Origin of the sequence: Brevibacterium mcbrellneri ATCC 49030 (assembly GCF_000178455.1) — a bacterium.
Lineage (GTDB): Bacteria > Actinomycetota > Actinomycetes > Actinomycetales > Brevibacteriaceae > Brevibacterium > Brevibacterium mcbrellneri.
Window position 1 is genome coordinate 76,091 of the sequence record NZ_ADNU01000032.1, and the last position, 12,077, is coordinate 88,167.

11 protein-coding genes are annotated in these 12,077 nt (G+C 59.6%); 10 read left to right on the plus strand and 1 reads right to left on the minus strand.

The genetic code is table 11. The features are described from left to right. Positions 1-11 precede the first annotated feature (11 nt). The gene (locus tag HMPREF0183_RS05520) at positions 12-983 is read right to left on the minus strand and encodes a quinone oxidoreductase family protein (protein WP_005883705.1); all 972 of its coding nucleotides are present in this window, start codon (positions 981-983) and stop codon (positions 12-14) included. 56 nt (positions 984-1,039) lie between these two features. Here HMPREF0183_RS05520 and argC point away from each other — a divergent pair, with 56 nt between their 5' ends. The 10 genes from argC to HMPREF0183_RS05570 are packed head-to-tail and all read left to right on the plus strand — an operon-like array spanning position 1,040 to position 11,899. After that, the gene (argC, locus tag HMPREF0183_RS05525) at positions 1,040-2,107 is read left to right on the plus strand and encodes an N-acetyl-gamma-glutamyl-phosphate reductase (RefSeq protein ID WP_040348214.1); all 1,068 of its coding nucleotides are present in this window, start codon (positions 1,040-1,042) and stop codon (positions 2,105-2,107) included. Further along, on the plus strand, positions 2,104-3,276 hold the full coding sequence (gene argJ / locus HMPREF0183_RS05530; protein WP_005883709.1) for a bifunctional glutamate N-acetyltransferase/amino-acid acetyltransferase ArgJ: 1,173 nt from the start codon (positions 2,104-2,106) through the stop codon (positions 3,274-3,276). The genes argC and argJ overlap by 4 nt, the downstream gene beginning before the upstream one ends. Next, positions 3,273-4,166 (plus strand): acetylglutamate kinase, encoded by an 894-nt coding sequence (gene argB, locus HMPREF0183_RS05535; protein ID WP_005883711.1) that lies wholly within the window; start codon positions 3,273-3,275, stop codon positions 4,164-4,166. The genes argJ and argB overlap by 4 nt, the downstream gene beginning before the upstream one ends. Continuing rightward, on the plus strand, positions 4,163-5,338 hold the full coding sequence (locus HMPREF0183_RS05540) for an acetylornithine transaminase (RefSeq protein ID WP_005883713.1): 1,176 nt from the start codon (positions 4,163-4,165) through the stop codon (positions 5,336-5,338). Before argB ends, HMPREF0183_RS05540 begins: the two co-directional genes overlap by 4 nt. Then, a complete protein-coding gene (gene argF, locus HMPREF0183_RS05545) occupies positions 5,335-6,303 on the plus strand; it encodes an ornithine carbamoyltransferase (RefSeq protein WP_005883715.1) in 969 nt (322 codons plus the stop codon). Before HMPREF0183_RS05540 ends, argF begins: the two co-directional genes overlap by 4 nt. Beyond that, the gene (locus HMPREF0183_RS05550) at positions 6,300-6,860 is read left to right on the plus strand and encodes an arginine repressor (protein WP_005883717.1); all 561 of its coding nucleotides are present in this window, start codon (positions 6,300-6,302) and stop codon (positions 6,858-6,860) included. The genes argF and HMPREF0183_RS05550 overlap by 4 nt, the downstream gene beginning before the upstream one ends. Next, the gene (locus HMPREF0183_RS05555; RefSeq protein ID WP_005883719.1) at positions 6,857-8,065 is read left to right on the plus strand and encodes an argininosuccinate synthase; all 1,209 of its coding nucleotides are present in this window, start codon (positions 6,857-6,859) and stop codon (positions 8,063-8,065) included. Before HMPREF0183_RS05550 ends, HMPREF0183_RS05555 begins: the two co-directional genes overlap by 4 nt. Positions 8,066-8,073: 8 nt before the next feature. Beyond that, entirely contained in the window at positions 8,074-9,507 is a 1,434-nt protein-coding gene (argH, locus tag HMPREF0183_RS05560) for an argininosuccinate lyase (protein WP_005883722.1), read from the plus strand. 44 nt (positions 9,508-9,551) lie between these two features. After that, positions 9,552-10,844: a tyrosine--tRNA ligase gene (gene tyrS, locus HMPREF0183_RS05565; RefSeq protein ID WP_005883725.1), complete on the plus strand. Its 1,293-nt coding sequence runs from the start codon at positions 9,552-9,554 to the stop codon at positions 10,842-10,844. Continuing rightward, entirely contained in the window at positions 10,841-11,899 is a 1,059-nt protein-coding gene (locus tag HMPREF0183_RS05570; RefSeq protein ID WP_169309663.1) for a CPBP family intramembrane glutamic endopeptidase, read from the plus strand. The genes tyrS and HMPREF0183_RS05570 overlap by 4 nt, the downstream gene beginning before the upstream one ends. Positions 11,900-12,077 lie beyond the last annotated feature (178 nt).

Below are 12,077 nucleotides of genomic sequence, written 5' to 3' on the forward strand. Positions count from 1 at the left end.
GAGTGTTTTCTCTACGCCTTCAAGACCACTTTTCCAGTGGTTTTCCGCCCTTCCAATGCGCGGTGAGCATCAGCGGCTTCTTCGAGTGGGAAGGTTGCTCCCACCCGGAACTTCAACCAGCCTTCCTTGAGCCCGGTGAAAAGATCCTCGCTACGTTCGCGCAGCTCTTCAGGTGTGCGCACAAACCACTGCAGCGACGGACGAGACAAGAAGACGCCACCCGCGCTGTTGAGGCGTTGCACGTCAAATGGTGGAACCTGACCACTTGCGCCACCAAACACAACAAGTGAACCGCGCACACGCAGCGAGTCCAGGGACGCGTCGAACGTGTCCTTGCCCACGCCATCGTAGACCACGTGAACACCTTCACCGTCGGTGAGGTCACGGACGGTCTGTGCGATGTCAACACCTTCGCCGTACAGGAATACGTGCTGGGCTCCGGCTTCGCGGGCAAGCTGCGCCTTCTCTTCAGTGCTCACGGTGCCAATAACTGTTCCGCCCATGTGCGTAATGAGCTGGGTCAGCAACAGCCCCACGCCTCCGGCAGCCGCGTGAACGAGTGCTGTCTGGCCAGGTTCAATGCGGTGTGAACCCGTGACCAGATAGTGCGCGGTGAGTCCCTGCAAAAGAATCGCAGCCGCAGTGTCAAAGTCGATGTCTTCTGGGACAGGGACCAACATGTCTGCCTTGACTGCAACTTTTTGCGCATATGAACCAAAAGCGTCGTGCCACGCGACCCGGTCTCCAACCTGGACGCTTGTGACGCCTTCGCCCACCTGGCTCACCACACCTGCTCCTTCGGTGCCCGGAATGTGTGGGAACTGCATGGGGTAGACACCGCTACGACGGTAGGTGTCGATGAAGTTGATGCCGGTGGCTTTCACGTCGACAAGGACTTCGCCTTCGCCCGGGGTGGGGTCGTCTACTTCGACGTACTCCAGGACTTCTGGTCCTCCTGCGCGCTGTGCCTGTACCGCGTACATGTTCCTCCATTCCAGCCCACATGAATAAAATTCGGCTGTGATGTATAGTTATTCATATGAAGACTTATTCCGTCGCCGTCTCCGGTGCGACCGGGTATGCCGGTGGCGAAATGCTGAGACTGCTTTCGGCACACCCATGTGCAAACGTAACAACAGTCTGTGGTCATTCTACTGCCGGTTCACTCCTTGGAAGCCACCAGCCCCACCTGCGCGACTACGCGCATATGGTGATCCAGCCATCGACCGCTCAGGTGCTTGCCGGCCATGACGTCGTTGTTCTGGCACTCCCGCACGGGGCCAGCGGGAAAATCGCTGCTGAGCTGGGAAAACTCTCACCAGACACCCTCATCCTGGACCTTGCTGCGGACCACCGTCTCGAGCTAGCTGAAGCCTGGGAGGCGTACTACAAGTCCGAACACCAAGGAACCTGGACGTACGGTCTCCCTGAACTTCTCCGCGCCCAAGGGCCCACCCAGCGTGAACTCCTTACCCAGGCCCGCCGGATCGCGGTCCCCGGCTGTAACGTCACAGCAATCACGCTAGCCATACAACCACTGGTCAAAGCCGGTCTCATCGACCACACGGCCCTCACCGCGGTTCTGGCCAACGGAGTCTCCGGGGCAGGAAAAGCCCTCAAGCCACACCTGCTGGCCGGCGAAATCCTGGGCAACGCGAGCCCCTACGCGGTAGGTGGCGCCCACCGCCACATTCCCGAAATTGAACAGAACCTCGCCCACGTGATTGGCGAAGACGTCGCGCAATCCACCACGCGCATCACGTTCACCCCAACACTGGTACCCATGGCCCGCGGGATCCTGGCAACCGTGTCCGCGCCCACCCACGCCTCGGCAAGCCAGATCAGCGAAGCCCTGGCCAAGGCATATGAAGCCGAACCCTTCGTGACCGTCCTGCCTCACGATCAGTGGCCAACCACCTCGGCCACGGCAGGCGCCCACACCGCGCACCTCCAGGCGGCAGTGGACGAACGCGCAGGAACCGCAGTCGTCGTGTGCGCGCTCGACAACCTGGTCCGCGGCACAGCAGGGCAGGCGATCCAAAGCATGAACCTGGCATTGGGCCTGGACGAAACAACCGGCCTCACACAGCAAGGAGTGGCACCGTGACCGTAACTTCACCACGCGGATTCCGCGCATCCGGAGTCACCGCAGGACTCAAACCCAGTGGTCAGCCAGATCTGGCTCTCGTCGTCAACGACGGCCCCCAGCACGCAGTGGCCGCGGTGTACACGTCCAACCGGTGCAAGGCTAACCCGGTTCTGTTCTCCCAGAAAGTCACCGCAGGTGGCGGGGCACGCGCCGTAGTCCTCAACTCCGGGGGCGCCAACTGCTTCACCGGCCAGTTCGGGTATGAAACCACTGAGATGACCGCCGCCGAGGTCGCTGCCGGCCTGACAGCGACCGGCAACGAACCCGTGACGGCCAGCGATATCGTCGTCTGTTCAACCGGCCTGATTGGGGTGGGGGACCAGACGTGGCGCGACACGTTGCTGGGTGGAATCACGCCCGCGATCAACGCGCTGAGTGCAACCGGGGGAGAAGACGCCGCCCGGGCAATCATGACCACCGACACCGTTCCCAAGAACGTCGAAGTGTCCGTGGGAGACTGCACTATCGGTGGAATCGCAAAGGGTGCTGGAATGCTGGCGCCTGCGCTCGCCACCATGCTCGTGGTCCTCACCACCGACGCTCAACTGACACCTGAAGAACTCGACACCGCACTGCGTCACGCAACCGCCCGCAGCTTCGACAGGCTCGACTCCGACGCGTGCATGTCCACCAACGACACCGTGGTCCTCATGAGCTCCGGGGCCAGCGGTGTCCACCCTGATCTGGACGCATTCACGCAGGCACTTACCGAGGCCTGCCAAGATCTGGCCCGCCAACTCATGAGCGACGCGGAAGGTGCCGCGCACAACATCGCGATTACCACCTCGGGAGCGGCCAGCGAATCCGACGCCGTGGAAGTCTCCCGGGCCGTGTCCCGCTCGAACCTGTTCAAAACCGCCATCTTCGGTGAGGACCCCAACTGGGGACGGATCGTGGCGCAGGTGGGAACCACCTCGGCCGAATTCGACCCAGCCAACATCGACGTGACGGTCAACGGAGTTCCCGTCTGCGTGGCATCCGGCCCGCACGCCGACCCCGAAACCGTCGTGTTCACCCGTGACGTGACCGTGGACATCAACCTCAACGCAGGCGACCACCGGGCCACCGTGTGGACCAACGACCTCACCCACCAGTACGTCGAAGAGAACAGCGCATACTCGTCATGACACAACTTTCACCCGCTCAGCGCGTGGCCCGCGCGCAGATCAAAGCCTCAACACTCACCGAGGCTCTGCCGTGGATCAAGAAGTTTTCCGGCGCCACCATCGTCATCAAATACGGTGGCAACGCCATGATTTCCCACGAACTCCAACAGTCGTTCGCAGACGACGTGGCCTTCTTGCGGTTCGCTGGGATCCGTCCCGTTGTGGTCCACGGGGGCGGCCCGCAAATTGGGGCAATGCTGGATAGGCTGGGCATTCCTAGCGAGTTTGTCGACGGGCAGCGGGTAACCAGTCCCGAGGCGGCAACCGTCACCCGTATGGTGCTGGCTGGGCAGGTCAACCGCGACATTGTTTCACGCATCAACCAAAACGGAGACGCAGCCGTGGGGCTGTCCGGAGAAGACGCCGACCTGCTGTTGGCAAGCCCCGTCGAACGTGCCGAACTTGGGCGCGTGGGCAACATCGAAGCGGTCAACACGCAAGTGCTCAATGAGCTTTTGGACCAGGGACGAGTGCCTGTCGTGTGCTCAATTGCGGCTGAACTTGGTGGTGAACCTGGAATGCCACTGAACACTAACGCTGACCTGGCGGCCGCCGCGATTGCTAAGCACATGAAGGCTGACAAGTTCATCATGCTCACCGATGTTCCGGGCCTGTACGCCAACTGGCCCGACACCGACAGCCTCATCAGCGAAATCACGGCGCAAGAGCTCCGTGAGCTCTTGCCGTCGCTCGATTCAGGCATGATCCCCAAAATGACGGCCGCTCTTGAAGCGGTTGATGCGGGTGTGAACCAAGTTCACGTTGTCGACGGACGTACCGCCCACTCGGTCCTTCTCGAAGTCTTTACCGACGAAGGAATTGGAACCATGGTGTTAGGAGGCGACGCATGACCTGGCAAGACGAACACAGCAACGCAATCCTGCCCGCCCTGGGTAAGCCTCAGCTCAAGCTGGAGCGCGGTAACGGTGCCTACGTGTGGGACTCCGAAGGTAAGAAGTACCTGGATTTCTTAGCTGGAATTGCGGTCAACTCCTTAGGCCACGCCCACCCTGACCTGGTGAAAGCCGTGAGCAACCAAATGCTCACACTTGGGCACGTCTCCAACTACTTCGCGTCGGATCCGCAGATCGAGCTTGCACACGCACTGCTCAAGGTAGCGAACGCACCTGAAGGCTCGTCAGTGTACTTCTCCAACTCCGGATCAGAAGCCAACGAAGCGGCCCTGAAAATCGCACGCAAAACCGGACGCACCAAAATCGTGGCCGTCGAAGGCGGATTCCACGGGCGCACCCTGGGATCCCTTTCCGTGACCCACAAACCCGCCTACCGTGAACCTTTCGACCCGCTCCTCCCAGGAGTCGAGCACGTTCCGCACGGCGACATTGACGCGCTCACGAACGCTATCGATGACACCTGCGCAGCCGTCATCATCGAACCCATCCAAGGTGAAGCAGGCGTCCGTCCCCACCCGGCCGGGTACCTGACAGCGGCACGGGAAGCCACCTCGGCGGCGGGAGCGCTTCTCATCCTTGACGAAGTCCAAACCGGAATTGCACGCACCGGATACTGGTACGCCTTCCAGAACCCAGACATTGGGGAAGGGATCGTGCCCGACGTGGTGACTTCGGCTAAAGGCATTGGCGGAGGAATCCCACTGGCCGCGACCCTCACATTCGGGGCGGACGTGACGAAACTCCTGGCACCCGGCGAACACGGCTCCACCTACAGTGGCAACCCCGTCGCAACTGCGGCCGGACTCGCCGTTCTCAACGTCATCGAGCGCGACGGACTGCTAGAACACGTGCGCCAAACCGGCGAACACCTGCGTAACAGCCTCGAAAACCTTGACGGCATCACCGGCGTTCGGGGCAGTGGCCTCCTGCTGTCATTCGAACCTGCCGGGGGAGCGAAAGCCTTCGCCGCCTCGGCGCTCACACACGGCATCATCGTCAACCCGGCGACCCCGGAGCGAGTCCGCATCGCGCCACCACTTATTGTGACTAGTAGCCAGATCGATGAGTTCATCCACTCGATTCCACAGATTCTTCAGGACATCGCATGACCAGACACTTCCTCAAAGACACCGACCTCAGCCCGGCAGAACTCAACGAAGTACTCGACCTGGCGGCTGAACTCAAAGCCAACCCGTACTCGCTCAAGCCGTACGCGGGGCCACAGACAGTTGCGGTCATCTTCGACAAGACCTCGACCCGCACACGCGTGTCCTTTGCCGCAGGTGTCGCAGCCTTGGGCGGCCAACCACTCATCATCAACCCCGGCGAATCCCAGATTGGGCACAAAGAAACCATTGAAGACACGGCGCGCGTCATGTCGTCCATGACCTCCACAATCGTGTGGCGCACCTTCGCCCACGAAGGACTCCAAAAGATGGCGCAGAACTCCACAGTGCCCGTCATCAACGCGCTGTGCGACGACTACCACCCGTGCCAACTGCTGGCAGACCTGCTCACCATCCGCGAACACAGGTCAACCGGCGAAGGCAACGGGCTCGCCGGTCTGACTTTGAGCTACTTTGGAGACGGTGCCAACAACATGGCCCACTCGTACGTACTGGCCTGCGTCAACGCGGGAATGCACGTGCGCATCGCCGCCCCAGAGGGCTACCGCCCAGCCCCCCACGTCCTTTCCGAAGCACGCGAACTTGCCACCCAAACCGGCGGCAGCGTCACTGTCACAACAGACGCACGGGAAGCCGCCTCGGGCGCCAACATCCTGGTCACCGACACGTGGGTATCCATGGGGCAAGACGCCCACGGGCGCAACGACGCCCAGTCACCCTTCACCCCCTACACCGTCACACAGGAGCTCATGGATTTGGGCGATAACCCCATCTTCATGCACTGCTTGCCCGCCTACCGTGGCTTTGAAGTGACCGCCGAGGTCATCGACGGCCCCCAGTCCGTCGTCTTTGACGAAGCCGAAAACCGTCTACACGCACAAAAGGCCCTCATGGCATGGCTCATGGCTCAGTCGCAGGGGAGTGGCGCACAGGGGAGTGGCGCGTGAGTAAAAACGGGGCCAGTGACACAAACGAAACCAGCAGCGTCGCGAATGCGATTCCCGGAACAAAAGCAGCCAGGCACGCACTGCTGATCGACATCATTCGACGCAACCACGTGCGCTCGCAGACTGAACTCATCGAGCTTCTGGCCGGTACCGGAATCGCGGTCACCCAGGCGACCCTGTCACGCGATCTGGTGGAGCTGGGCGCCATCAAGGTGCGCACGGCGGAAGGAAGCGCATACGCTGTTCCTGGTGAAGGGGGCGACCGCTCTCTTGAACAAGGAGTCAAGGGGCATGTCCTGCACGCGAAGCTTCAGCGGCACTTAGAAGAATTGCTGGTGTCGGCCACATGGTCGGCGAACCTTGCAGTGCTCCGCACCCCACCGGGTGCAGCACAGTTTCTCGCGTCTACGATTGACCATTCGGTGATTCCCGAAATCATCGGCACGATCGCCGGCGACGACACAGTTCTCATCATTTCAGCAGACCCACAAGGTGGAAAAGACATTGCCAACCAGTTCATTTGCCTGGCTGGCGCGGAAGACAAGGAGTATACATGACTGAACGTATTGTTCTTGCATATTCGGGCGGCTTGGACACGTCCGTGGCTATCGGGTGGATCCAGGAAGCTACCGGCGCCGAGGTCGTTGCGATGGCCGTGGATGTGGGCCAGGGTGGCGAAGCCCTGGATACGATCCGTCAGCGTGCGTTGGACTGTGGTGCCGTTGAGGCCTACGTCGCTGATGCGCGTGACGAATTCGCAAACGAATACTGCATGCCAGGGCTCAAGGCCAACACGCTGTACATGGGTGCATACCCAAACGTGTCTGCGCTTTCACGCCCCGTGATCGCCAAGCACCTGGTGGCAGCAGCCAAGCAGTTTGGCGCATCGACGGTATCCCACGGGTGCACCGGTAAAGGTAACGACCAGGTGCGCTTCGAAGTAGCTATTACCTCGCTTGCTCCTGAACTCAAGACCATCGCACCCGTGCGTGACCTGGCCCTGACGCGTGAAGCTGCTATCGAGTACGCAGAACGCAACGAACTGCCAATTGTGACCACCAAGAACAACCCGTTCTCGATCGACCAGAACGTGTGGGGACGCGCGGTGGAAACTGGGTTCCTCGAAGACATCTGGAACGGCCCCACCAAGGACGTCTACGACTACACCAACGACCCTGCGTTCCCACCACCAGCTGATGAACTCATCATCACCTTCGAAAAGGGAATCCCGGTGGCCATCGACGGCAACGCCGTGACACCGCTCGAAGCGATCATGCAGCTCAACGAGCGTGCTGGACGCCAGGGAATCGGGCGTATCGACATTGTCGAAGACCGCCTGGTTGGAATTAAGAGCCGCGAAGTGTACGAAGCTCCCGGTGCCATGACCCTGATCGCTGCTCACCAAGAGCTCGAAAACATCACCTTGGAACGCGAACAGGCACGCTTCAAGCGCACGGTTGACCAGCGCTGGACCGAACTCGTGTACGACGGCCAGTGGTTCTCAGAACTCAAGGGCAGCCTCGACGCGTTCATTGACGACACTCAGGAACACGTATCCGGTGACATCCGCATGATCTTGCACGGCGGACGCGCAACCGTCACCGGTCGTCGTTCAGAAAACACTCTGTATGACTTCAATCTGGCCACCTACGATGAAGGCCAGTCCTTCGACCAGTCAGCAGCGCGCGGTTTCATCGACATTTACGGTCTGTCATCCAAGCAGGCCACCGCACGTAACCAGCGCTTGGGCTACTCACACTAAGGAGAACTATGACCGGCATCAGCCTGTGGGGTGGACGCTTCGCAGACGGCCCCGACGACGCACTAGCAAAACTGTCAAAGTCCACGGACTTTGACTGGCGACTCGCCAGCTACGACCTCGCTGGCTCACGAGCTCACGCACGCGTTCTGCACGCAGCCGGGCTTCTGGACGAGGACGAACTGCGCGGAATGCTCAGTGCACTGGACGAACTGGAAGCGCGCGTGAACTCCGGGGAGTTCGTGCCCGACGAAGGTGATGAAGACGTCCACTCCGCGCTGGAAAATGGTCTTCTCCAGATTGCCGGTCAGCAACTAGGCGGAAAATTGCGTGCCGGGCGTTCGCGCAACGACCAAATCGCCACGATGGGGCGTATGTACCTGCGCGACTCGGCACGCATTATCGCCTCCCTTGTGTTGGACACGGTTGAGGCCCTGATTGAACAGGCTCACGCTCACATCGATGCACCTATGCCGGGACGTACGCACCTGCAGCACGCGCAGCCTGTTCTGCTGGCACACCAGCTGTTGGCCCACGCGTGGCCACTCATGCGTGACGTTGACCGTCTGATCGACTTCGACAAACGCGCAGACGTATCCGCGTACGGTTCGGGTGCGCTTGCAGGCTCGTCGCTGGGACTTAACCCGCAAGCTGTGGCCACTGAGCTTGGATTCAGCGATTCAGTCGAAAACTCGATCGACGGAACCGCCAGCCGCGACATCTTCGCAGAATTCGCTTTCTGTGCGGCCATGATCGGGGTGGACCTGTCGCGTCTGAGTGAAGAAATCATTGTGTGGGCAACCGCAGAGTTTGGTTTCGTCAAACTCGACGACCGATTCTCCACTGGATCTTCGATCATGCCCCAGAAAAAGAATCCGGACGTGGCAGAGCTCGCACGAGGAAAAGCCGGTCGTCTCATCGGTGACCTCACAGGGCTTTTGGCCACGCTCAAGGCTCAGCCTCTGGCATACAACCGGGACTTGCAGGAAGACAAAGAACCTGTGTTCGACCAAGTCGACACACTCACACTTCTGCTTCCAGCCTTCACCGGAATGGTCGCCACCCTAAAGTTCGACACTGAACGCATGGCGCACTTGGCCCCGCGCGGGTTCGCACTTGCCACCGACGTCGCCGAATGGTTGGTGCGTCAAGGAGTTCCATTCCGCGTGGCACACGAACTGTCAGGTGCCGCAGTGAAACTGGCCGAATCCCGTGGCGTAGAACTGTGGGACTTAAGCGATGAGGACTACGCAGGTATTTCTGAGCACTACACCTCGGACGTGCGTAGTGTGCTGACCACCCTGGGGTCGATCAACTCGCGCAACGCCAAAGGTGGCACAGCTCAGTCGGCTGTTGAACAGCAACTTTCCAACGCCCGGGCGGAACTGGCGCGCCTCCGAGAATTCGGGGCAACCACCTCGGGCGGAGCAGCTGGTCTACACTGAGCACTGTCATGCAGAATGACACAAGGAAATAGGAAAGGTAACCCGTGGACATTTTTAGTGACCTAGTCAAACGTGAGCTTGTCGCTCAGACGACTGACGAAGATGCTTTGCACAAAGCACTGTCAGAAGAGTCACTGAAATTTTATGTGGGCTTCGACCCAACGGCTCCCAGCCTGCACATGGGTAACCTTGTCCAGATCCTTGTTGCCAGGCGCCTACAGGCAGCCGGCCACACGCCTTACATGCTGGTGGGTGGGGCAACCGGGCTGATCGGTGACCCTCGAATGACGTCCGAACGATCACTTAACCCGCGTGACGTCGTTGAAGGATGGGTGGAAAAAATCCGCGCCCAAATTCAGCCGTTCCTCGACTTCGAGGGCCCCAACGCCGCCACCATGGTCAACAACTACGACTGGACCGGCGACATCAGCGTGCTCGACTTCCTGCGCGACGTAGGTAAACACTTCTCAGTGAACCGCATGCTGGCAAAAGAAGCGGTGTCTGCACGGTTGAATTCGGACGCGGGAATTTCGTTCACCGAGTTCGCCTACCAGCTACTCCAAGGAAACGACTACCTCGAGCTCTACCGCCGCTACGGAATCACCCTCCAAACCGGTGGGTCCGACCAGTGGGGCAACCTGACAAGTGGGGCTGATCTCATTCGTCGCGTCGAACGGACCAGCGTCCACGCGATGTCCATCAAACTCATCACAAAAGCCGACGGAACCAAGTTCGGAAAAACCGAAACCGGAACTGTGTGGCTCGACCCAACGCTGACCAGCCCATACGCATTTAGCCAGTTCTGGCTCAACACTGCCGACGCTGACGCTCCGGGCTACCTCAAAGTGTTCTCGCTTCGTGAACTCGATGAAATCAACGACATCATCGAACAGTTCAAAGAAGCGCCCCACACGCGACTCGTGCAAAAAACACTCGCACGGGACGTCACGGAACTCGTCCACGGAAAAGAAGCCACGGACCAGGCCTTTGCCGCAGCCGACGCTCTGTTCGGACGCGGGGAACTCACCGAACTCGACGAACCTACGATCGCCGGTGCCACCTCGGCCCTTCCAGGGACCGACATCGATTCCGCCGCGCTGGCAGCCGGGGTTAACGTCGTTGACCTGTTCGTGGATGCGTTCGCACAGACCGGTCAACTTAAGTCAAAGGGCGAAGTACGCAAAGCCATTCAACAGGGTGGCGCGTACATCAACAACGTCAAGGTCGAATCTGAAGACCACGTGATGACCGCAGACCAATTCCTGCCCGCTGGCGATCACGCAGTAGCACTTTTGCGACGTGGAAAGAAGACGCTTGCAGTAGCATGCCTGCGGTGACAACGTTGAACGACCGTTCTCCGGCCCTTCCGGTAAACGGAAAGGCCATAGGGCTGTACGTTGTTCTGGCGTTGGGCCTCGCTTGGCTTGTGACGCTTCCCATCTGGTTGATGGGAAGCGACCTGTCTCCCTCACTTCCCGCCGTTAAAGAAATGGGGGAGCCGGGGTCTGGGCCCATGCCCACAGAAGGTGAACTGTTCACACAGAGTCTGATAGCGCAAGTGTGCGGTGTTGTCATGTTGTTTACGCCTGGCATTGCTGCAGTGATCACACTCATGGTCAGCGGTGTGAAATTCTCACGTGTGTTTCCGATGCTGGGGGCAGGGCGTCCGGTGCGCGTGCCCGGTTTTAGGCCACGTGCAGCAGGGAACTGGCCATACGTGCGTCGACTTCTTTTAGGGCTTGTAGCCACGCTGGCCGTGACCCTGCTTATTGCACTTGTCATTACGATCGCCACACCAGTATGGCCGGCCAATGGACATACTCTTGCCCACCAATCAGCGTCAGCGCTGGGTATGCCGTTGGCACTGTTCTTAATTATGCAGTTCGCCATGATTCCTGTAGGTGCAATCTTCAACGCTTTGCCTTCAGCAGGCGAGGAGCTGGGTTGGCGCGGATACTTGTACCCTGCTTTGACGCAACGATTGGGATTTGCCTGGGCCGTAGTGGTCGGTGGAGCGATCTGGGGCCTATGGCATGCTCCATTGATTATGGCGGGCTATAACTTTGGCCTGTTTGGGCTGCCCGGTGTGGCGCTCATGACGGCTTCATGCATTGGTTTAGGTGCATGGTTCGCATACCTGTACGGAGCCACGGGATCTATTTGGGTTCCCGCGCTTGTCCATGGACTGTTTAATGCGGCTGCCGGAATCACTCTGCTGTTCTGGCCTGCCGACACAGCCTTCAACGGTGTAACTGCATCTGTTCTTGGCGTGTGGTCACTTGTGGTTCTTGTGCCACTTGCTGCGGTGCTTGTGTGGCGGGTAGCAAAAGAGCCAGAACGCGCAGAAAAAGATTTAGAAAACGGCTTGCAAACTCCTGGCGATTCGGTATAGAGTTTTCATCGTTGCTCTCAGCGAGGTAACGAGCGAGAGCTATCTACTCCAGATCAAATCGATCGCAACGTGGTTCAGATCACAAAGAATGAACTTGCGTAGCTGTCTCGACTGATATAGAGTAAGAATCCGTCGCCAAGGCGAACAGCTCACTACAAGCGAGTGAAGCCCTGGTGAA